We start from the raw sequence: 20,174 nt of genomic DNA, 5'->3' as shown, positions 1-20,174 counted from the left end.
CGGGGATTTCCCCGTCAGTTCCGCCGGAGCCACCCGGCGAGAATCCGCTGCTTTGCCTCGCAGCGCTCCTCACCCCAGCAGGAGCGAAATACCGACTGGACCTCTCTCCCTTTCAGGACTCGGATCTCATAGGGTTTCTTCATCATGACGGTGTGGACATAAGTGGCGAACGCCTCGGCGAAATCGTCGTAGGGGTTCGTTGCGCCATAGAGGGTAACAAAGTTCGTGGCCGCGAGTTTCCCATAGACATCCGGAAGGGCCGCTCCATCCAGTTTCGGCCTGCCGTAAAAAACGATATCCTTCCGGCAGGGAAAGATATGCTCGTAACGGGACAAAAACGTTTTGCCGTCGGGGGAAACCGTCCAGGAGAGGTCCAGGAAGGGATAGTCGCCCTCATTTCCGGCAGCGGCCGGACCCTCAAACCAGAAGGGATGAAACCATTCGCCCACGGACAGGAGATGGCCAATCTCATGGAGCAGAATGAACTGAATGGCGTTCTTCCGGTTGTCGTCGGCCGGGTTCTCGATCACCCCTTCCAGGCGGAACTGCTGATCGGACCGGAACGGCGTGCCTTCTCTCCAGGTAAACCAGGCATTGGCCGTTTTCCCCAGGACGGCCTCATCCAGCACGATGAAGCCAGCCGCCGGGGTCTCGCGCTCATCGAGAACGGCCTCCATATAACCTGTGCCGCCAAGGTTCCGGACGATGAAAATGCCGGCCAGCTTCGGCTCCATGAGGGTATGGACGACAGGAGGCAACGCCTCCAGGGCCGCCTCCAGATCAGCGGCGAACCCAGGGGACAGGTCGACCGGTACGGGTGTTTCCGCAAACCCGTTCAGCCGGTTGTCCAGGACGAGGTAGTCGATGAGATCCGCCGGCGCCCGTCGGATCCGGTCTTTCGATGTACCCTTCATGAAGGGCTTCCAGAACGCAATCCGGCGGACGGCATGCCCCTCCACCGCCCTGCGCAGGCAAATCTGATCGGAGTCCGCACAGGACAGTGCGAAGGCCGGGAATGACACCAGCAGGATCAGGAAGACGGCCAAAGACTGGCAGAGAATCAGGTTTGACCGGTTCATGGCAAGATACTCCCGGGGCACCCGCTGATTTGCCGGCGGACAAACTCCCGCGGACGGAGGATTATTTTTTAGGATATCCGACGGATTGAGCAAGCAGGATCTTCTGGTCCGGCCGGAGTCCCATGGCGGCCGCCAGGGCGGGGCGATCGATGGAGGCCCTGACAACGGTGGCCAGGCCCTCGGAGGCACAGTACAGATAGACGTTCTGGGCCATGGCACCGGCCGTGACGGAGGAAAGGGCGTCGCGCTCCTCCGATGCCACTCCTTCCATTTTCCGGCCGTCGGACACGAAGACGAGGTTTACAGCGGCGTCTTTCACATAAGGCTGGGTGCCCGTGAGGGCCCGGATGTCCTGTCCCGAGACGAAGCTCAGGAGGTGATTCGTCCCATCGTATATATAAAGTCCACGGGGAAGCGCCACGTACACGTCCACTTCCTGCATGTTCCTGGCCGACGGGACCGTTCGGCTCCCCGTGGCCGGGCGGTTGACGCCATTGGCGGCCCACAGGAGGTTGGAAAGAACGCGGATGGGGAGCTTGGCCTTGCTGAAGGACCGGGAAGACCGGCGCTCCTTCAGGACATGCATGAGCAGCCGTCCGCTGTCCATCTGGGGCTTGATCAGGGGAATCGATTTCTTCTCCTCGGCCCCGGCCGTGCCGGCCAGGAGGAAGATGATCGCGGCTGCGATCACGAATCGTCCGGGAATCTTCATCACATCTGCTCCTCCCATCTGCGGTCTCGCGTCTTCGCCCCGGCCGGCACGGCAGGCTGAAAGGTCAAATTACTTGCTCGGACCCCGACGGTCAAGGGAAAACCGGCCCCCGGCAACTACAGGAAATCCATGGGATCCACGTCTATCTTGATCTCAACACCCGGAAAACGCTGAACCAGCAGGGTCTCCGCAACGGCGTGCAGGGCTCGGCTGTCCTTACCCTTCAGCAGGATCTGCCAGCGATGGCGGTTTTTGACCCGGGCGACGGGGGCCTCCGCGGGTCCCAGGACTTCAACCCTGGCGGCCAGTCCCTGTCCGGCAACAAAGCGGGAAGCAAAGGAGGCCGCGGCCCCGGCTCCCTCCCGGGTCTTCCGGGAATCCAGCCCCGAGATCCTTACCTGGGCCAAACGGGTGAAAGGCGGATAAGACAGGGCCTGCCGCTGGGGAATCTCATCCCGGTAGAAGGCCTCGAAATCGTGGCCCCGGGCATGCCGGACCGCATAATGCTCCGGGTTGTATGTCTGGATGACCACCCGGCCGGGTGTATCGCCGCGGCCGCTGCGGCCGGAAACCTGGGTAAGGAGCTGAAACGTCCGCTCGGCGGCGCGGAAATCGGCCGTATGGAGGCTCGTATCGGCGGAGACGACCCCCACGAGGGTGATGCCCGGAATGTCATGTCCCTTGGTGATCATCTGGGTTCCCACGAGGATATCGATCTCTCCGCGCAGGAGGCGTCGAAGGATGTCGGCGGAAGCGCCTTTCCTGGCCGTCGTATCGCTGTCCATCCGCCCCACCCGCGCCTGCGGGAGCAGTGTCCTTACGGCCTCCTCGACCCGCTCCGTTCCAAGTCCGTGGCGAACGAGTCCCGGACTGCCGCAGGCCGGACAGGCGGCGGGCGCCGGCATGGAGAAATCGCAGGCATGGCAGCGCAGAACCCCCGCCCGGGCGTGGGAGATCAGCGAGAGACTGCAGTTCCGGCAGGTGAAAACATGTCCGCAGGAGGCACAGAACAGGTGCGTGTGAAAACCGCGCCGGTTCAGGAAGATCAGGGCCTGCCCCCGTGCGGCGAGGTTGTCTGTCAGGGCGTTCCGCAGGGTGTAGGAGAGAATCGGCAATTCACCGGCCCTCAATCCCTCGACCCTCATGTCCACGATCTCCACGACCGGCAGGTCCCGGTCCTCCACCCGGAAGGGGAGGGACCTGCGCAGATAACGTCCCGACTCGGCGTTGAAGTACGTCTGGACGGAAGGGGTTGCGGATCCCAGAATCACCGTGGCGGAGGCCAGCTTCCCCCGGACGACGGCCATGTCCCGGGCGGAGTAGCACAGGCGTTCGTCCTGCTTGTAGGAAGGATCGTGCTCCTCGTCCACGATGATGAGTTTCAGGTTTTTCAGGGGAGCGAACAGGGCGGAACGGGCACCCACCACAACATCCGCCTCCCCCCGCTGGATGCGCCGCCACTGGGAATACCGGTCGGCCCGGGAGATCCCGCTGTGGAGAACGGCGATCCGGGTGGCATCGAAGACGCCGGCCACCCGGTTCAAGAGCTGCGGGGTCAGGGCAATCTCCGGCACGAGAAAAAGGACACTGCCGCCCCTTTCGAGCACTTCCGACGCGGCCCGCAGGTAAACTTCCGTCTTTCCGCTTCCGGTCACGCCGTGGAGCAGGATAACCGGTGAGGCCTCCCGGGAAAGCCCCAATCGGACGGCTTCCAGGGCATTCACCTGGTCCGGATTGAGCGTCAGCCCTGTCCGCGGATCATCGACGACGGGAACGAGTCCCGGCAGGCTGACGAGCGGCCTGCGCTCGAAGAGAACGATTCCCTTCTTCTTCAAAGTGGTAAGAATGGCCGCACTTCCCGGGAGAATCCGGGAAAATTCCGCTGTGGGTACGGTGCCGAGGCGCCTCAGGACACGAACGACCTCCTCCTGCCGGGAAGTTAGCCCTTCCGGATTCTCCACTGCCATGGAAACCACCCGCTCCGCCTTGAGGCGAATCTCCGGTCCCCGGCCGCCCTCATCGGCCAGCCGGATCCACCGGCGCTCCGCCAGTCCTTCCAGCGTCCCCGATATCTCCCTTGTTTTGAGCAGCGCCTTCAACTGACGGAGCGAAAGGCCCCGGGGCCGCTCCCGGAGGACGGCCATGATTCGTTCCTGAAGGGGAGTAAACGATCCAGCTTCTGTGGGAATGGAACCGCGGTTGAGGGACACCCGGGTCTGATCCCGGGCGGGGATGCTGCCGGGCAGAATCTCCCCCAGCGCCCTCCCGACGGGATACAGGTAATAATCGGCAACCCAGGAATAAAAAAGGAATTCTTCCCTGGAGAAGAGGGGGGCATCGTCCAGGATCTCCAGGACATCCCTGGGGGACTCGCAATCTGGATCCTTCAGGATCCCCACCACGTAGCCCGTCTGCCTTCTGCGCCCCAGGGGGACCAGAACGCGCTTGCCCACAGCGACGGAGGCGTCCATTCCTTCCGGCAGCCTGTACGTAAACGTCTGCCGGGCTGGAACGTTGAGGGCCACCTGAACAAAGGACATGGTTCGTTCCCGGAGGCGAAATCCCTGGCGGGACTTCGGAGACAGGATCTGGGAGAGAAAAACGGCACAAGGGCTCCGACTCGAAGCCCCTTCATGCAGCCGGATCGTTCCGGGCACCCGGGGCACTTTTCCGATCGGTTGTACGATTCAGAAATTACTCGCCCTTGAGCTTTTCGAGTCTTTCCTGTTTCGTCTTGCAGTCGATGCAGGAGGTCGTGACCGGCCTAGCCTGAAGGCGTTTTTCGGAGATGGGATTCCCGCACATCTCGCAGATGCCGTACGTGCCGTCATCGATCCGTTTGATGGCTTCCTGCATCTTGGCGATGAGCTTCCGTTCTCGGTCCCGGATTCGTAATTCAAAATTCCGGTCCGCTTCCAGGGAAGCCCTATCTGTTGGATCGGGATAGTTTTCCTTGCCGTCGGTCATTTCAGAAACCGTCTTCTCCGCTTCGTTGAGAAGCTCGCTGATTTTTGCGATTAACAGGTTCCTGAAATAAAGCAGTTTATCCGGCTTCAGGGAAGACATTGGCAGCACCTCACGCTAATGGAACCCAAAAGGGGAATCCGTCATACATAAACAGTGTTTCTTTGTAAAGAAAAAAAACGGGATGACAGTGTCATCGCATTTTGCTGGCAAGACAACGCTGTTGAGAAAAAAATACTTGCTGAACGAATGCAATTCGATTAGGTGTAAATACTTTATTGAAACATGCTCGTGAATGGATTGGAGGTTCCCGGTGACAGAGCCCGATTTCGATAAAGGCCAGGGATTGATCCCGGCGGTGGTTCAGGATGCGGCTACCGGTGAGGTGTTGATGATGGCCTACATGAACCGCCTGGCCTGGCAGAAGACCATGGAGACGGGCATCGCCACATATTGGAGTCGGTCCCGGAACGCCCTGTGGGTGAAGGGGGAGACATCCGGCCACGTACAGAAAGTCCATGCGGTGTTCATCGACTGCGACAATGATACGGTCCTGCTGAAGGTCGACCAGGCAGGGGGAGCGGCCTGTCACACGGGTTACCGATCCTGCTTCTACCGCCGCATCTCCCGGGACGGCGAAGAAATCGTCGGGGAACGCGTGTTCGATCCGGAAGAGGTCTATCGATGAGGACGCTGAAACTAGGAATCCCGAAAGGAAGCCTGGAAACGAGCACGGTCGATCTGTTCCGGAAGGCGGGATGGCGGATCACCTATGACAACCGCAGCTATTTTCCCGACATCGACGATGACGAGATCGCCTGTTCCCTGGTCCGGGCCCAAGAGATGTCCCGCTATGTGGAAGGCGGGGTCCTCGACCTAGGCCTCACCGGCCGGGACTGGATCCTTGAGAACGAATCGGATGTCTTCGTCGTGGAAAACCTTGTCTATTCCAAAGTCACGGCCCGCCAGGCCAAATGGGTCCTCGTCGTCCGGGAGGATTCCCCTGTAAAGGCCCTTGGGGATCTGGAAGGGAAACATATCTCAACGGAACTGGTCAATTTCACGAGGAAATATTTTCAGGAGCGGAATATCAGCGTTCACGTCGAATTCTCCTGGGGTGCCACGGAAGCGAAAGTGGCGGAGGGTCTCGTGGACGCCATCGTGGAAGTGACGGAGACGGGTTCGACCCTGCGGGCCAACAAGCTCCGGATCGTCGAAGAGATGATGAAGACCAACACCCAGCTCGTGGCCAACCGCAAGGCCTGGGAAGATCCATGGAAGCGTCAGAAAATCGAGCAGATCCGGACTCTTCTCGTGGGATCGCTGATGGCCATGGGAAAGGTGGGACTCAAGCTGAACGTCTCCAAGGAGAACCTGGGACGGGTGGTCCTGCTTCTCCCGTCCCTCAAGGCCCCCACTATTTCGAGCCTGTTCTCCGAGGAATGGCATGCCGTGGAAACGATCGTGGATGCCGGTATCGTCCGGGACCTGATCCCGCTTCTCAAGGAAGCCGGGGCGGAGGGGATCATCGAATATTCTCTCAACAAGGTTATCTGATCGGAAGGAATCCCCATGGCGAGGAAGGCGAAGATAAAGAGAAAAACCACGGAGACGGACATCGCTCTGGAGCTTAGCCTGGATGGATCGGGCAGAGGGACCATCTCCACCTCCATCCCATTTCTCGACCACATGCTGAACCTCCTCAGCCGGCACGGCCTCTTCGATCTGACCGTCCGAGGAAAGGGGGATCGCGAAGTCGACGATCACCACCTCGTGGAGGATCTCGGCATCTGCCTGGGGGAGGCCCTGAAGCAGGCTATCGGGGACAAGCGTGGCCTGGAGCGTTTCGGCGAGGCCACCGTTCCCATGGATGAAAGCCTCTGCCGGGTTGTGATGGACCTGTCGGGCCGGCCCTTCCTGGTTTTCCAGGCCGATTTCGGCGACAGCCGGATCGGGGATTTCGACCCTGCGCTCATCCGCGAGTTCTTCAAGGCGTTCACAGACCACAGCGGAACGACGCTTCACATTCAGGTAATTCATGGCGGCAACAGCCACCATATGGCCGAGGCGATCTTCAAGGCACTCGCCCGCGCCCTGAAGAAGGCCGTTTCTCCCAACGAACGGATCCAAGGGATTCCGTCCACAAAGGGCAGCCTCTGACCGGTCCCGACCGTCGGACCCGCCCGTCCGTAAGGAGGTGACCTCTTTGCACCGATCCATTATTCGGGAGCGGCTGACCCGCATCCTGATCGCGTCCATTACAGTACTGTTGATAGCCGGTTGCACCCCCTCCCGTACATCCGTACCGGATTCCGGAGCCGGAATCACCGTCGGCCGTATCGCTGTGCTCCCGTTCCAGCAGGTCTCCCCGTCGGAGGTGTCGGTAAGGGTGGCCAGGGAACCGGTCATTCTGGGAGATTTTCAGGCCGATCATCCGGACGGATCGCCGGAACGGATCACGGAGCGGATCTTTCTAGAGCGTCAGAAAGCCCTGGGCCGGACTCAAATCGTTTATCCGGCGCGGGCCGGGGCTGCCTACCTGAACGCTGCGTCCGGTTCTTTCAAGATCAAAACCGCCGACGCCCTGAAGAAAATGGGAAGCGACCTCGGCGCCGACGGGATCGTTGCGGGTTATGTTTACCGGTGGCGTGAACGGAAAGGCCTCTCCTATTCCGTTGAAAAGCCGGCATCGGTTGCCTTCGACATTCATCTGTACCGGGCTAGCGACGGCGCCCTTCTCTGGCGCGGCCTCTTCGACCAGGCACAGGAGTCGCTGATGGAGAACATGCTTCAGCTACCCTTCTTCTTCAAGGAAAAAGGGAGATGGCTCACCGCGGAGGAACTGGCTGCGGCGGGCATGGAAGAAGTATGCAAGACGTTCCCGGCGGCGCCCTGAAGGCGCAAGGATTCCAGCGCTCCGGAGGGAGAGTTCTTCTTGATCATCATTCCAGCTATTGACCTCAAGGACGGTCGGTGCGTCCGGCTGGCCCAGGGCGACTTCCAGCGGGTGACCGTGTATGGGGAAGACCCCGCACAGGTTGCCCGGATGTGGAAGGACAAAGGGGCATCCCGCCTGCATCTGGTAGACTTGGACGGCTCCCTGGCAGGGCAACCCAGAAATAGCGACGCCGTGGCGGCCATCGTAAAGGCCTCCGGGCTCCCGGTTCAGATCGGAGGCGGTATTCGCAGCATGGATACCATTGTTTCCTATCTGGAGACCGGCGTTTCGTGGGTCATCCTGGGAAGCGCCCTTCTGAAGGACGAATCCTTCGTCCGGGAAGCCTGCCGCCGCTATCCGGAGCGGATCATCCTGGGAATCGACGCCCGCGGCGGGAAGGTTTCCGTCGAAGGCTGGACTGAACAATCCGACATCACCGCCGTGGAAATGGCGGACCGGTACCGGCAGGAAGCCCTTCATGCCATCGTCTACACGGACATCCACCGGGACGGCATGGAGCAGGGCGTCAACGTCGAGGCCACCCGAGCCCTGGCGGAGGCAACGGGCCTGCCGGTCATCGCCTCGGGGGGCGTATCGGGGTTGAGGGACATCGAGCGATTGCTGGTGTCCGGCGGCCCCGGCATTTTGGGCGTCATCGTGGGCCGGGCGCTTTATACGGGCGCCCTGAACCTGGAGGAGGCCATCGCCGAAACGGTCAAGGCAGACGCTGCCGCAGCAAGGAAAGGAGGGTGAAACCATGGACGACTGCATTTTTTGCAAAATCATCGCCGGATCGATCCCCTGCAGCAAGGTATATGAAGATGAGCGGGTCCTTGCCTTTGACGACATTCACCCGGTGTCGCCGGTTCATGTCGTCATCGTCCCTAAGGAGCACATTCCCACACTCCTGGACCTCCGGGATGAAAAGACAAACCTCCTTCCGCCCCTTGTCCATGCGATTCAGGAAGTGGCCCGGATCAAGGGCATCGATCAGCGGGGTTTCAAAACCGTCATCAACTGCAACAAGGAGGGAGGACAGGTGATCTTCCATCTCCATGTTCACGTCGTGGGAGGCGGAAAGATTCGCGTGGCTGATCTGTAGAGACAAAAATCCGGCCCCTTGTTGACAAAGGGGGCAACGGGAACCAATTTTATAAGGAATGGGTGAGCGCTATGACAATGAAAAAACAGGTGGAACAGGACATGATCCAGGCGGCGAAAGCCAGGGACAAGGTTCGGCTTTCCGCGCTGCGCCTGATCAAGACGGCCATGCACAACCGTGAGATCGACCTTAAACGCGAACTGAACGAACCGGAGATTCTCCAGCTTCTTTCCGGAATGGTAAAACAGAGGAGAGACTCGATCGAGCAGTTTGCCAAGGGAGGACGCGCGGACCTGGTGGCCCAGGAGGAAGCGGAGCTGGCAATCATCCAGTCCTTCATGCCCCAGCAGCTCTCCCGGGAGGAAATCGAGGCAGAAATCGAAAAAGCGGTCGGTGAGGCGGGAGCCTCATCCGTAAAGGATATGGGTAAGGTCATGAAAGTCCTGATACCCCGAATCACCGGCAAGGCGGACGGGAAAATGGTGGGAGACCTGGTCAAGGCCAAGCTGGCAGGTTAGCTCACGGGCTGTTGAAAACGTGATTCTGTCAGCAGGGCGGGCGCCGGTAACGGACTGAACAGAGGAGAGGTTCCTGCCGAAGAGGGTCGATCGGCAACAGGGATTCAAGCAAGGGGCGAAACACATCCATGGGCTTGATACCCGAAGAGAAAGTGGAGGAGATCAAGAGCCGCGCGGACATCGTGGAGGTTGTATCGGATTTTGTGACCCTGCGGAAGACCGGTCGGAACTTCATAGGCCTGTGTCCGTTCCACAAGGAAAAGACCCCTTCCTTCACGGTCAATCCGGAAAAACAGATCTTCCATTGCTTCGGCTGCGGCGAGGGGGGAAACGCCGTCACCTTCCTGATGAAGATGAATGCCATGACCTATCCGGAGGCTCTCCGGCATCTGGCCGGGAAAATGGGCATCCAGATCCCCCGTAGGCCGGCACCTCCTGGAGAAAACAGGGGGCTGCGGGCCGCCATCATGGACGTGAATGAAAAGGCAGCCGCCCACTTTACCGGCAACCTGCAAAGCCCGGGAGGGAAAGAAGCCCGGGGATACCTGGAGAAGAGGGGGATCCGCGAAGAGACACTGAAGGCCTTTCGCCTCGGCTTTGCGAGAAACGACTGGACGGGTCTCAGGAAAATCCTGGAGAGAGGAAACGTTCCTCTGACTACGGCGCAGCAGGCAGGACTGCTCCTGTCCCGGGAAGACGGAAGCTTTTACGATCGGTTTCGGGGACGCATCATGTTTCCGATCGAAGACGCCTCAGGCCGGGTGATCGCTTTCGGCGGCCGAGTCATCGGCGACGAGGAACCGAAATACTTGAATTCGCCGGAGACTCCCGTCTTCGTCAAAGGACGCAACCTGTTCGGGATCCGGCAGGCCAAGGAGATGATTCGCCGCAAAGGCTATGCCGTTCTCGTGGAAGGATATTTTGACGTCATCTCCCTCTGGAACGAAGGTGTAAGGAATGCCTTGGCCTCCCTGGGAACAGCCCTGACGATCGATCAGGTTCACCTGATCAAGCGGTATACAAAAGACGTCGCCGTCATCTTCGATTCCGACCCGGCAGGCCGCAAGGCCCTGGACCGGAGTCTGGAAATGTTCCTGACGGCCGATGTGGAGGCCCGGGCCGTGTTTCTGCCCGAGGGAACGGATCCGGATGATTTCGTCCGTTCTTCCGGGGCGGAGGCGCTGGAAGAGCTGGTGCAACGGTCCCCGACCTTTATGGATTATTATCTGGAGACTCTGGCCGGCAGCGGGACCACCATTTCCGCCAGGAGATCAGCAGCGCAGGGAGCTGTGGCCATGCTGGCCAAAGTTGATGATCCCATCAAACGGAACCTGCTGCTGAAACGGGTATCCGAGAAGACAGGTCTTGATCAGTCGGTGCTGAAAGGACAGGTCGGAAAGGCCGTGGGAACCTGGGAACATTCCTCCACACCGGGAATCCCGAAGAGTTCGCGAACGGAACCGGACCCCCTGGAACTGAATCTTGTGCTACTCATGATGGAGTATCCGTTCCGGATTCCCGATGTGGCCGGCTCCGGAGTCCTGGAACAGTTCGAGGCGGGGGCATTGAGAACATTCGCCGCAACCCTCGTGGACACGTTCAGCAGGGATGGTCGGCTCGATGTGTCAACGCTGACCATGGAGATTCCCGAGGAGGGAATCCGGCAGAAGATCATGAAAATGCTTGTTCAGAAACAACCGCTGGACGAATCGCTGGTGGAACGGTTTCTCTGGGACAGCATTGGACAGATCCGGCGAAAATGGTTCCGCAGGCAACATGAGCAACTGAGGCGCAATCTACTCAGCGCCCAGGAACGGGGAGACGGGGCTCTCTGCGAAGCCTTGCTTCGAGAAAAAGAACAACTGCTGAGCATCGAAAGAAATTTGCCGAAGGGAACCTGATCGGGAGCGTCCCTCCGGTTAAACGTCCGGAAAGAAACAGGGAGAAAAATACATGGCGAAAGACATCCAGTCCGACGAATTCAAGAAGTTGATTTCCCTTGGCGAGGAAAAGGGTTTTCTCACGTACGACGATGTGAACGACCTGTTGCCCTCGGATATCGTATCCTCCGACCAGATCGACGACATCATCATGCTTTTCGGAGAAAAGAACATCGATATCATCGACACGGACAAGGGAGACAAATTGATCGTCAAGAAGACCGCCGAAGAGACCCTCGAGACGAAAGAGGAGGATGTTCTCAGCCTGATGCCGATTGCCGGGAAAACCGGCGATCCGGTTAAGATGTACCTTCGGGAGATGGGAATGGTCTCTCTCCTCAGTCGTGAGGGGGAGGTCGAAATTGCCAAGAAGATCGAGGCAGGCGACAAGATCGTCATGGACTCGGTCTTCAGCGTGGACTGCTGCGTGAAATATGTTGTCGAACTGGGCGCAAAGCTGAAGCGGGAAGAAATCCGCATCAAGAGCATCATCGACAATCTCGAGGACGAGGATGGATTCGTCGAGGAAGACCTTCACAAGCAGAGAGTCGTCAAGCTGATCGAACGGGTCGCCACAGTGGACCGGAAGAATGACCAGATTCACAAACGACTCAAGGAAAAGGGCCTTGAGGAGGAAATCCGCAAGGAACTCCGGGAGGACCTGGAGAAAAACCATAAGAACATCGTTCGTCTCTGCCGCAAGGTCCGGTTCAGCAAACGGCAGACCCATGCAATGGTTGCCATGCTCAAGGACTTCATCGCCGAAGTGGAGGAGGCCGATGGGCTGATCCGCCAGTGCAAGGAGAGGACAGGGCTTCCCGTCAAGGAGATGGAGAAGACCTGGTCACGGCTGCGTCAATCCCCGAAGGAAGCCAAGGCCGTGGCGAAAAGCCTCCGGATCTCGCAGGAGCGGTTGAAGGAATGCGAGGACCAGTACAAGGAAGCAACCCGGCGGATCAAGGCAGTGACTCTGGCGACGGGCCTTCCGGCGGCAATGCTGAAGAAGGTTGTATACCTGATCGAGACGGGAGAGATGGATGCGGAGATCGCCAAGAGAAAGCTGGTCGAGGCGAACCTCCGGCTTGTGGTCAGCATTGCGAAAAAGTACACGAACCGGGGTCTTCAATTCCTGGATCTGATCCAGGAAGGAAACATCGGGCTTATGAAGGCCGTCGACAAGTTCGAATATCAGCGAGGCTACAAGTTCTCAACGTACGCCACATGGTGGATCCGTCAGGCCATCACAAGGGCCATTGCGGATCAGGCCAGGACTATCCGTATCCCTGTGCACATGATTGAGACGATCAACAAGCTGATCCGAACTTCCCGATACCTTGTTCAGGAGTTGGGACGGGAACCTACTCCCGAGGAAATCGCCAACAAGATGGAGTACCCGCTGGAGAAGGTTCGGAAGGTATTGAAAATCGCAAAGGAGCCGATTTCCCTTGAGACCCCCATCGGGGAAGAGGAGGACAGTCATCTCGGCGATTTTATCGAGGACAAAAAAATCATGTCCCCCTCCGAAGCGACCATCAGCATGGATCTCGCTGAGCAGACGAGAAAAATCCTGGCGACGCTGACCCCGCGGGAGGAAAAGGTCCTCCGGATGCGGTTCGGTATCAGTGAGCGGATGGACTACACCGATGAGGAAACCCGGGAGCTTCTGGAATCCACTCGGCGGGAAGCTCCACCCCGTCCGCTACCTGCGTCTTCGGGAAAGAAAATGATCAACCCGCCCCGGAGGAGGGTTCTTAAACTCGTGTCGAAATAGACCATTGACAGAGACCCTTTTCGGGTATAGCAATCAAACGCGTCGGCAGACGAATCGACCTTGGGGAAGAGACGTGTTTGCGGGCGCAGGGAATACAAAAAGGGCCCATAGCTCAACTGGTAGAGCCACCGGCTCATAACCGGTCGGTCCCTGGTTCGATCCCAGGTGGGCCCACCATTGTTTATTCAAAGCCATGAAGATACCAAAACAAAAATCAGCGGTTCCATCCGCAAGCGGCAGGAAAGGACGGACCGGCCGGTCGACAATCACCGGCGGTGCATGTTCCCGACAGGGAACCTCCGTCCCGCAGGAATAAATCAATGCACCGGGTCCGGTGCATTTTTTTTTACACATACTTTGTTTGAAAGGGGAATGATCCTTGAAAGAACTGCTTTCTCTCTTAAGAGATCTGCAGAAAGTCGATTCCGCAATCGAGAAAATTCAGGGCCGGAAGACCCAGCTGCCCGGTCTGATAGAAACGCTGGACGGAACATTCACGGCGTCCAGGACGGAAATGGAAGAGCAGAAGGAAAGACTTCAGGAAGCAACAAAAAAGCACAAGGAAAAAGAAGAGCTTCTGCGCAGAGGCCAGGATTCTCTGAAGAAAGCGAAAGCCCGCCAGTTTGAAGTCAAAACCAACAAGGAGTACGAGGCTATCCTGAAGGAAATCGAAAGCTTGGAAATCAAGAACAGCCAGGTGGAGGACGAGATCCTCGAGGCAATGGAGGAGATGGACCGGGTCCGCATTCTCGTGCAGAACATCGAGCGAGACTTCGATCAGGCCCGGTCGTGCTACGAGGGGGAGCGGAAAGAGCGAACCCGGGAACTCTCTCTCGCCGATGAAGAACTTCGTACAGCCAAGGAAAAGAGCCAGGCGTTGCGAGAGAAGGTCCCCCCTGATATCCTCAAAAGGTACGATACCATTCGCAGTGTCAATGCCGGAGTAGCCGTCATCGGCGTCTGGAAGGAAGTCTGCCAGGGGTGCAGGATGAATCTACCTCCTCAATTATATAATGAAATACAGAGGGAGGAAGAAATCCGGTTCTGCCCCAATTGCAACAGGATCCTCTACTGGGACGACCAGAGCAACGGGGATAACGGGAAAAACAATCGCGCCGCTTGATTCCGTTGTCCCGATGGGATAGTTTTTCCGAATTGCCGTGTTCTGAACTGGAATCGGCATTGGCAGGGATCTTTGAAAAGGTGCCGGAGCAGACCAGGTGGTCGCCGTTCCCCCCGAGGGAACGGAGGAAAGTCCGAGCTCCGCAGGGCAGGATGGTCGCTAACGGCGACTGGGGGCGACCCTAAGGAAAGTGCCACAGAAAAGATACCGCCTGCATATGCAGGTAAGGGTGAAAAGGCGAGGTAAGAGCTCACCAGTTTCCCGGGTGACCGGGAAAGCTTGGTAAACCCCATCCGGAGCAAGACCGAATAGGAGAACGTTTGAGGGCGGCCCGTCCGAAGTTCTCGGGTAGCGTCGCTTGAGGCGGCAGGCAACTGCCGTCCCAGATGAATGACCACCGCCACCCGGCCGGCAACGGCCGTGTGGAACAGAACTCGGCTTACGGTCTGGTCCGGCACCCCCTACCAAAGGCCGTCAAAGGCATCCCGAAAAATCTCGATCCGGGTCCCCGACGACTCCATTTTCACCGATACGACATCGAAGCGGCATTTTTCATCCTGAAGCCCCTGCCGATTCAGGTACTGCAGGGATATTCTTGTCAGTCTCCGCTGCTTTGCCGGCCCCACGGACTCTTCCGGCTCTCCGAAGGTCCCGGAACGCCGGGTTTTCACTTCCACAAACACAAGCACATCGCCGTCCCTGGCAATTATATCCATCTCACCGGCGGCACACCTGTAATTTCTCACGAGAATTTCGTATCCGGCTTTTTTCAGATGAGCTGCCGCCAGGTCTTCTCCGAGGGCGCCTTTTTGTGAAAGAGACGCCGCTTTCGAATCGGATGGGCGCCTCATGAAAAAGGGAGAGGTTCAGAGGGAGAGGGAAAGGCCTTTGCCTTCAGGTGAAAGGATTTCCGGTGAATCTTGGAGGCCCCGTAAACCTGAATGGCATACCGGTGTTCTTCCGTCCCGTAGCCTTTATTCCGGAGAAAATTGTACTGCGGAAATTGATGATGATAGATTTCCATGATTTTATCCCGGGAAACCTTGGCCACGATGGACGCAGCCGCGACGGAAACGCTTAGGCGGTCTCCACCGACAATGACCTTCTGATTGAAATCAAGGGGAATGGCATTCCGGCCGTCTACGAGAAGAAAATCCGGCTGTTGGGACAGTCCGAGCACGGCATCCTTCATCGCGGCCAATGTCGCCTGCAGGATGTTGATGCGGTCGATCACTTGTGCTTCGACCACGCCAATGCCGACCGCCAGGGCATCCTGGTGGATCCGGTCATGGAGAGTTTCCCGAACCTGCGGGCGCAGCAGTTTTGAATCTTTTATGTCGGGATTCCGATATCCGGGAGGAAAAATAACAGCAGCGGCAACGACGGGCCCGCAAAGGGCTCCCCGGCCGGCTTCGTCCACGCCGGCAATGGAGGAAAAACCCTCCTCAAGAGCCTTGCGTTCGAAATGATCCATCGCTCTCTTCGGCGGCACGATCCCCCGTGAGGGATCCTGCCGCCGCGGGATGGGATGCCCCCGTCCCGCCGTTTCAGGTCCTGCTCGCGTCCTTGATCCGGGCCTTTTTCCCTCTCAACTCTCTCAGATAGTAAAGTCGGGATCGGCGAACCTTGCCGCGGCTGATTACCTCGATCCGGTCGATCACGGGGGAATGAAGCGGGAACGTCCGTTCAACTCCGATACCATAGGAAATCTTCCGGACGGTGAAGCTGGAACGGTTGTTTCCGCGCCTTCTCCTGATCACCACGCCTTCGAAGGCCTGGATCCGCTGCTTCTGGCCTTCCACGATCCGGACATAGACCTTTACCGTATCGCCGGGCTTGAATTCGGGGATGTCTCCCCGCATCTGTTCCTTTTCAATAATATCCAATACATTCATGGCAAAGCGCCTCCTTCTATCCCTACAAGGCCACCCCTGTAAATTGCTTCATCGGCCCGTCGCTCGCTTTTCCTCTTTCATCCCATTCCGGAAGGAACCGGATATGGACGACTACGGACTCTTGTTTTCATCCTCCAGGATCAGACTCCTGAGGATCTTCTGTTCTTCCTCCGTCAGCGGCGACGATTCTAGGAGATCCCGGCGCCGTTTCCATGTCCTCCTCAACGACTCCCGCTTTCTCCAGCCATCAATGGCCTTGTGATGGCCCGAGAGCAAAACATCCGGGACCTTCCACCCCCGAAAGTCTTCCGGTCTCGTATACTGGGGGTGTTCGAGAAGCCCGGCGGAAAATGAATCCTCCGCAGGTGAATTGCTGTTTCCCAGAACACCGGGAACCAGACGGGCGACGGCATCCACGAGGACCATGGCCGCCAGTTCCCCTCCCGTCAGGACATAATCGCCGATGGAGATTTCGCGGTCGACAAGATGGGCCCGGATTCGCTCGTCCACACCCTCATAATGTCCGCAAATCATGACCAGTCGAGGCCAGGAGGCCAGTTCCTCGACCAGCCTCTGCCGCAACGGTTCTCCCTGGGGAGAGAGAAGCACCACGAGGGTCCCGTCCCGCTCCGGAACGATGGCCTCCAGTGCACGGGCCACCGGCTCCACCTTCATGACCATCCCACCGCCGCCGCCGTAAGGATAATCGTCCGTCATCCGGTGCCTTCCCTCGGCATAATCCCGGATGTCGTGCAGGTGAATCTCGATTCTCCCTTTGTCCTTGGCCTTCGCTATAAGGCTGGCATCGAAGGGGGATCGGAACATCTCCGGGAAAATCGACAGGATATCGAAGCGGAGCATGGCGGCTCAAAGTCCCTCAAGGATTCGAACGGTTACGAATCCCTTCTCCGTGTCAATCTCCCGAATCACGTCTGCAATGGCCGGGAGCAAAATCTCCCTCTCGCCCCCCCGGCAGACATACACATCGTTGCTTCCCGTGGGAAGGATCTCTTCTATGAAGCCCAGTCGACACCCTTCCTCCGACCGGACTTCAAGGCCGATGATCTGCCACCAGTAATACTCGCCGTCCGGAAGTTTCTCCAGGCGGTCCGCGGGAATCCAGACGCTGCACCCCAGAAGGGATTCCGCCTGTTCATTCCGCTCAATACCTTCCAGGGTCAGTGCAAATGCCCTTTTGAGCGGTTCTACGGACTTTATCCGGAAAGGAACGGCACGGGTGGCCTCCTTCCCGATATAAACTTCATGGATGGTTTTCAGGGTGCGGTTTCCCTCCAGGAAGGAGAGCACCTTCAAGGCTCCTTTCAACCCGTGATACTTGACGATCCGTCCGATTTCCAGGAGTCTCATGCATCATTCAATGATCTCGAGGACCGTCCTCTTACGGATTTTCGTTGAAGCGGCGCTCAAGATAGCCCGCATCGCCTTGGCGGTTCGTCCCTGCTTTCCGATAACCTTCCCCAAATCCTCTTTGGCCACTCTCAATTCGATCACCGAGGTCTGCTCTCCAACGATTTCATTCACTTCCACCTGATCAGGATGATCCACCAAAGCCTGCGCCATGTACTTGATGAGCTCCTTCATCGTTCCCACCTCCGTGATGTCTGCAAAGATTGAAGCGTCACGAATATCGATTCTCACCGGCTGCCTGCCGGCAGCCTGGGATCTCCTGCTTGCACGATCGATCGTGGGTCGGAAGCGCCCGAAACATGCCGTTCGGCCGGAAATGACGGGCAAAAGTTACCCTTTAAGTGGGATTCCCTTTTTTTTCAGCAGCTGGGAAACAGTGAGCGTCGGCTTCGCCCCCTTGGAGAGCCATTCCCGGACGCGTTCGTCTTTCAAGGTTACTTCCGCCGGCTCTTTTTTGGGGTCGTAGTGGCCGACAATCTCGATGAATCTTCCGTCTCTCGGAAATTCGGAATCGGCTACCACGATGCGGTAGAAAGGCCTGCTCCGGGTTCCCATGCGTGCCAGTCTGATCTTTGTTGCCATTCTATCTGCTTGTAACCTCCTCCGAAAGTGGTTTTTCTAACGAAAAGGGTGATTGATTAACATATCTTTTTCAGAATGAAAAGGGAAAATTACCCCGGCGGAGGGCCTTGATGCCGTCCTTGGAGGTCATCCTTTTCATGATCTTCCTCATCTCAATGTAATTCTTCAACAGCCGGTTCACATCCTGTACGGAGGTCCCGCTTCCCCGGGCGATCCTCTTGCGCCTGGAGCCGTCGATGATGAGGTAATTCGCCCGCTCCTGGCGGGTCATTGAATCAATGATGGCGGAGATCCGGACAAGCTCCTTTTCGTCCGGCATTGTATCCTTCATGGCTTTCACCCGCCCAAGGCCGGGGATCATGCCCAGAATGTCCTGCAGCGATCCCATCTTCCGGATCTGCGACAACTGGTCCCGAAAATCCTCGAGGGTGAACTCGTTTTTGCGGATTTTCCGTTCCAGTTCGATGGCCTTTTTCTGGTCGACCGCCGTCTGGGCCTTCTCCACCAGGGTCAGGATATCTCCCATTCCGAGGATCCGGGAGGCCATCCGCTCCGGATGGAACGGCTCGAGCGCGTCCACCTTCTCTCCGACACCGACGAATTTTATGGGTTTCCCGATCACCGCACGCAGCGAGAGGGCGGCGCCACCCCTGGCATCCCCGTCCATCTTCGTCATGATGACGCCGTCGATGCCGAGGCTCTCGTTAAATTTCGCTGCCACATTCACTGCTTCCTGGCCGGTCATCGCATCGGCCACGAAGAGGATCTCCGCTGGAAGCACGGCTTCCTTGATGCGCCGCAGTTCGTCCATCATGGCTTCATCAATGTGAAGACGGCCGGCGGTGTCGATAATCAGGACTTCGTACCCTTTCGAGCGGGCCTCATCGACAGCATTCAGACAGATCTTTACGGGATCTTTCAAATCATCAGCCCGGTGGAAGCCTGCGCCGATGGATTCGGTCAGCACCCGCAGCTGTTCAATGGCGGCGGGCCGATAGACGTCGGCGGAAACGAGGGACACCCGCTTCCCCTGGGCCGCCAGGATACGGGCCAGCTTCACGGATGTTGTCGTTTTTCCGCATCCCTGAAGACCCACCATCATGACGGGCGTTGGGATACGGTTCCCGAACCGCATTGCGCTGCCCGTTCCGCCCATGAGTTCCACGAGACGCTCATGGACGATCTTGACGACCTGCTGCCCCGGCGACAGGCTTTCCAGGACGTGCTGGCCGACTGCCCTGGTACGGACGTCCTCGACAAAATCACGGACGACCCGGAAATTCACGTCCGCCTCGAGAAGCGCCATCCGGATTTCCTTCATAGCGTCCTGGATGTTCTCTTCCGTCAGTACGCCATGGCCCCTGAGCTTTTTAAAAATTCCTTCCAGTTTTTCAGTCAGGTTCTCGAACATGATCTTCAACCTTCGTCGGGCGTCTTCCGTCCCCCGGCCCCGGAGGGCACGTCGTGGGTCCAGCATATGCCGCAGGGCTTCCCCGGGGGGATTCCATCTCTTCGATCCAAAACCATCATACTTTGCGAACGATACAATTGATGCCCTTGAGTTTCTTGGATATCTTATCCGCCGCCTTTTGAGCGGCATCCCGGGACTCGAATCCTCCAACGACAATGCGGAACCAGCGTCCCTTTGCCGGCAGATCGACCGCCTGAATCCGCGGCCTGAATCCCATGGAGCCCAGTTTTTTGGCCGTCTCTTCCGCCTTCACCTTTTCCTTGTAAGAGGCAACCTGCAGGATGAAGGATTCTTTGGCTGTCCCTGCTCCTTTTGCCGGTTCGGCTGTCTTCTTTGGAGGTGCAACCGCCGTCTCCACTCCGCGAGTGGCTGCCACCGAAGCCTGAACGGACGGCGCCGACTTCCCTGCTTTCGCGTCTCTTTCGCCTGCCGGTGCACGCCCGACCGCTCCGGCGGCCGGAGGAGCCGTTGCTTTCTGCGCAGCCGCACCATCCGGAAGAGGTACCGTTCCGGAAGCGGATGCACTGGAAGGTACGGGCGCCGGCTTCGTCTCAGCCTGTTTCAACGGCACGGGAGAACCCGTCCCGGAAGATGCCGTTTGAGGCGCCGGGGCAACGCCGGGGGCCGCAGCCGCCGTTGCTGCCTTCTCCC

The 20,174-nt window shown here is 58.3% G+C and carries 23 protein-coding genes, 1 tRNA gene and 1 other RNA gene; 12 read left to right on the top strand and 13 right to left on the bottom strand.

Annotated elements, in window-relative coordinates; translation table 11 throughout:
- Positions 1 to 14: 14 nt before the first annotated feature.
- The 4 genes from HPY65_10485 to dksA all read right to left on the bottom strand — a co-directional run bounded on the left by HPY65_10485 (position 15) and on the right by dksA (position 4,848).
- Positions 15 to 1,079 carry a hypothetical protein gene (locus HPY65_10485; protein ID NPU84903.1) on the bottom strand — a complete coding sequence of 355 codons (1,065 nt, stop codon included), beginning with the start codon at positions 1,077 to 1,079 and terminating at the stop codon, positions 15 to 17.
- 61 nt (positions 1,080 to 1,140) lie between these two features.
- Positions 1,141 to 1,791, bottom strand: coding sequence for a SagB/ThcOx family dehydrogenase (locus tag HPY65_10480; GenBank protein ID NPU84902.1), 651 nt, complete (start codon positions 1,789 to 1,791; stop codon positions 1,141 to 1,143).
- A gap of 116 nt (positions 1,792 to 1,907) precedes the next feature.
- Entirely contained in the window at positions 1,908 to 4,331 is a 2,424-nt protein-coding gene (priA, locus tag HPY65_10475; GenBank protein ID NPU84901.1) for a primosomal protein N', read from the bottom strand.
- 154 nt (positions 4,332 to 4,485) lie between these two features.
- The gene (gene dksA / locus HPY65_10470; GenBank protein ID NPU84900.1) at positions 4,486 to 4,848 is read right to left on the bottom strand and encodes an RNA polymerase-binding protein DksA; all 363 of its coding nucleotides are present in this window, start codon (positions 4,846 to 4,848) and stop codon (positions 4,486 to 4,488) included.
- A 220-nt stretch (positions 4,849 to 5,068) separates the two neighbouring features.
- Here dksA and hisI point away from each other — a divergent pair, with 220 nt between their 5' ends.
- From hisI to rnpB, 12 genes are all read left to right on the top strand, one after another.
- Positions 5,069 to 5,443, top strand: coding sequence for a phosphoribosyl-AMP cyclohydrolase (hisI, locus tag HPY65_10465; protein NPU84899.1), 375 nt, complete (start codon positions 5,069 to 5,071; stop codon positions 5,441 to 5,443).
- The gene (locus tag HPY65_10460; GenBank protein NPU84898.1) at positions 5,440 to 6,312 is read left to right on the top strand and encodes an ATP phosphoribosyltransferase; all 873 of its coding nucleotides are present in this window, start codon (positions 5,440 to 5,442) and stop codon (positions 6,310 to 6,312) included. Before hisI ends, HPY65_10460 begins: the two co-directional genes overlap by 4 nt.
- A gap of 15 nt (positions 6,313 to 6,327) precedes the next feature.
- Positions 6,328 to 6,915, top strand: a complete 588-nt coding sequence (hisB, locus tag HPY65_10455) for an imidazoleglycerol-phosphate dehydratase HisB (GenBank protein NPU84897.1) — start codon at positions 6,328 to 6,330, stop codon at positions 6,913 to 6,915.
- Between the two features lie 46 nt (positions 6,916 to 6,961).
- Positions 6,962 to 7,651 (top strand): hypothetical protein, encoded by a 690-nt coding sequence (locus HPY65_10450; GenBank protein ID NPU84896.1) that lies wholly within the window; start codon positions 6,962 to 6,964, stop codon positions 7,649 to 7,651.
- Between the two features lie 39 nt (positions 7,652 to 7,690).
- Complete coding sequence (gene hisA / locus HPY65_10445) at positions 7,691 to 8,446, top strand: 1-(5-phosphoribosyl)-5-[(5-phosphoribosylamino)methylideneamino]imidazole-4-carboxamide isomerase (protein NPU84895.1); 756 nt, start codon at positions 7,691 to 7,693, stop codon at positions 8,444 to 8,446.
- 4 nt (positions 8,447 to 8,450) lie between these two features.
- A complete protein-coding gene (locus HPY65_10440; protein NPU84894.1) occupies positions 8,451 to 8,795 on the top strand; it encodes a histidine triad nucleotide-binding protein in 345 nt (114 codons plus the stop codon).
- A 71-nt stretch (positions 8,796 to 8,866) separates the two neighbouring features.
- The gene (locus tag HPY65_10435; protein ID NPU84893.1) at positions 8,867 to 9,313 is read left to right on the top strand and encodes a GatB/YqeY domain-containing protein; all 447 of its coding nucleotides are present in this window, start codon (positions 8,867 to 8,869) and stop codon (positions 9,311 to 9,313) included.
- A gap of 128 nt (positions 9,314 to 9,441) precedes the next feature.
- Positions 9,442 to 11,214 carry a DNA primase gene (locus tag HPY65_10430; protein ID NPU84892.1) on the top strand — a complete coding sequence of 591 codons (1,773 nt, stop codon included), beginning with the start codon at positions 9,442 to 9,444 and terminating at the stop codon, positions 11,212 to 11,214.
- A 52-nt stretch (positions 11,215 to 11,266) separates the two neighbouring features.
- Entirely contained in the window at positions 11,267 to 13,024 is a 1,758-nt protein-coding gene (gene rpoD, locus HPY65_10425) for an RNA polymerase sigma factor RpoD (protein ID NPU84891.1), read from the top strand.
- Between the two features lie 101 nt (positions 13,025 to 13,125).
- Positions 13,126 to 13,201 (top strand) — tRNA-Ile (locus HPY65_10420).
- A 202-nt stretch (positions 13,202 to 13,403) separates the two neighbouring features.
- A complete protein-coding gene (locus HPY65_10415; GenBank protein ID NPU84890.1) occupies positions 13,404 to 14,147 on the top strand; it encodes a hypothetical protein in 744 nt (247 codons plus the stop codon).
- Between the two features lie 85 nt (positions 14,148 to 14,232).
- Positions 14,233 to 14,604, top strand: an RNA gene (gene rnpB / locus HPY65_10410) — RNase P RNA component class A.
- 4 nt (positions 14,605 to 14,608) lie between these two features.
- Here the strand turns inward: rnpB and HPY65_10405 are convergent.
- The 9 genes from HPY65_10405 to HPY65_10365 all read right to left on the bottom strand — a co-directional run bounded on the left by HPY65_10405 (position 14,609) and on the right by HPY65_10365 (position 19,899).
- Positions 14,609 to 14,998, bottom strand: a complete 390-nt coding sequence (locus HPY65_10405; protein NPU84889.1) for a YraN family protein — start codon at positions 14,996 to 14,998, stop codon at positions 14,609 to 14,611.
- Positions 14,995 to 15,621, bottom strand: coding sequence for a ribonuclease HII (locus HPY65_10400; protein ID NPU84888.1), 627 nt, complete (start codon positions 15,619 to 15,621; stop codon positions 14,995 to 14,997). Before HPY65_10400 ends, HPY65_10405 begins: the two co-directional genes overlap by 4 nt.
- 73 nt (positions 15,622 to 15,694) lie before the next feature.
- A complete protein-coding gene (rplS, locus tag HPY65_10395) occupies positions 15,695 to 16,042 on the bottom strand; it encodes a 50S ribosomal protein L19 (protein NPU84887.1) in 348 nt (115 codons plus the stop codon).
- Between the two features lie 111 nt (positions 16,043 to 16,153).
- On the bottom strand, positions 16,154 to 16,903 hold the full coding sequence (trmD, locus tag HPY65_10390; GenBank protein NPU84886.1) for a tRNA (guanosine(37)-N1)-methyltransferase TrmD: 750 nt from the start codon (positions 16,901 to 16,903) through the stop codon (positions 16,154 to 16,156).
- Between the two features lie 6 nt (positions 16,904 to 16,909).
- Entirely contained in the window at positions 16,910 to 17,410 is a 501-nt protein-coding gene (gene rimM, locus HPY65_10385; GenBank protein NPU84885.1) for a 16S rRNA processing protein RimM, read from the bottom strand.
- A gap of 3 nt (positions 17,411 to 17,413) precedes the next feature.
- On the bottom strand, positions 17,414 to 17,644 hold the full coding sequence (locus HPY65_10380; GenBank protein ID NPU84884.1) for a KH domain-containing protein: 231 nt from the start codon (positions 17,642 to 17,644) through the stop codon (positions 17,414 to 17,416).
- Between the two features lie 156 nt (positions 17,645 to 17,800).
- Positions 17,801 to 18,052: a 30S ribosomal protein S16 gene (gene rpsP, locus HPY65_10375; protein NPU84883.1), complete on the bottom strand. Its 252-nt coding sequence runs from the start codon at positions 18,050 to 18,052 to the stop codon at positions 17,801 to 17,803.
- 70 nt (positions 18,053 to 18,122) lie between these two features.
- Positions 18,123 to 19,463, bottom strand: coding sequence for a signal recognition particle protein (gene ffh, locus HPY65_10370; GenBank protein ID NPU84882.1), 1,341 nt, complete (start codon positions 19,461 to 19,463; stop codon positions 18,123 to 18,125).
- Positions 19,464 to 19,578: 115 nt separating this feature from the next.
- Entirely contained in the window at positions 19,579 to 19,899 is a 321-nt protein-coding gene (locus HPY65_10365; GenBank protein ID NPU84881.1) for an SPOR domain-containing protein, read from the bottom strand.
- Between the last annotated feature and the right edge of the window lie 275 nt (positions 19,900 to 20,174).

This window comes from Syntrophaceae bacterium, assembly GCA_013177825.1.
Classification (GTDB): domain Bacteria; phylum Desulfobacterota; class Syntrophia; order Syntrophales; family PHBD01; genus PHBD01.
The sequence above is the reverse complement of the archived record's forward strand: the minus strand, read 5'-3'. Positions and strand labels throughout refer to the sequence as shown.

Bases quoted from the DNA above. Each gene is read 5' to 3' on its own strand.
- HPY65_10485 (NPU84903.1), bottom strand. From the start codon at position 1,079: ATGAACCGGTCAAACCTGATTCTCTGCCAGTCTTTGGCCGTCTTCCTG.
- HPY65_10480 (NPU84902.1), bottom strand. From the start codon at position 1,791: ATGAAGATTCCCGGACGATTCGTGATCGCAGCCGCGATCATCTTCCTC.
- priA (NPU84901.1), bottom strand. From the start codon at position 4,331: ATGTCCTTTGTTCAGGTGGCCCTCAACGTTCCAGCCCGGCAGACGTTT.
- HPY65_10460 (NPU84898.1), top strand. From the start codon at position 5,440: ATGAGGACGCTGAAACTAGGAATCCCGAAAGGAAGCCTGGAAACGAGC.
- hisB (NPU84897.1), top strand. From the start codon at position 6,328: ATGGCGAGGAAGGCGAAGATAAAGAGAAAAACCACGGAGACGGACATC.
- HPY65_10440 (NPU84894.1), top strand. From the start codon at position 8,451: ATGGACGACTGCATTTTTTGCAAAATCATCGCCGGATCGATCCCCTGC.
- HPY65_10435 (NPU84893.1), top strand. From the start codon at position 8,867: ATGACAATGAAAAAACAGGTGGAACAGGACATGATCCAGGCGGCGAAA.
- HPY65_10430 (NPU84892.1), top strand. From the start codon at position 9,442: ATGGGCTTGATACCCGAAGAGAAAGTGGAGGAGATCAAGAGCCGCGCG.
- rpoD (NPU84891.1), top strand. From the start codon at position 11,267: ATGGCGAAAGACATCCAGTCCGACGAATTCAAGAAGTTGATTTCCCTT.
- HPY65_10405 (NPU84889.1), bottom strand. From the start codon at position 14,998: ATGAGGCGCCCATCCGATTCGAAAGCGGCGTCTCTTTCACAAAAAGGC.
- HPY65_10400 (NPU84888.1), bottom strand. From the start codon at position 15,621: ATGGATCATTTCGAACGCAAGGCTCTTGAGGAGGGTTTTTCCTCCATT.
- rplS (NPU84887.1), bottom strand. From the start codon at position 16,042: ATGAATGTATTGGATATTATTGAAAAGGAACAGATGCGGGGAGACATC.
- trmD (NPU84886.1), bottom strand. From the start codon at position 16,903: ATGCTCCGCTTCGATATCCTGTCGATTTTCCCGGAGATGTTCCGATCC.
- rimM (NPU84885.1), bottom strand. From the start codon at position 17,410: ATGAGACTCCTGGAAATCGGACGGATCGTCAAGTATCACGGGTTGAAA.
- HPY65_10380 (NPU84884.1), bottom strand. From the start codon at position 17,644: ATGAAGGAGCTCATCAAGTACATGGCGCAGGCTTTGGTGGATCATCCT.
- rpsP (NPU84883.1), bottom strand. From the start codon at position 18,052: ATGGCAACAAAGATCAGACTGGCACGCATGGGAACCCGGAGCAGGCCT.
- ffh (NPU84882.1), bottom strand. From the start codon at position 19,463: ATGTTCGAGAACCTGACTGAAAAACTGGAAGGAATTTTTAAAAAGCTC.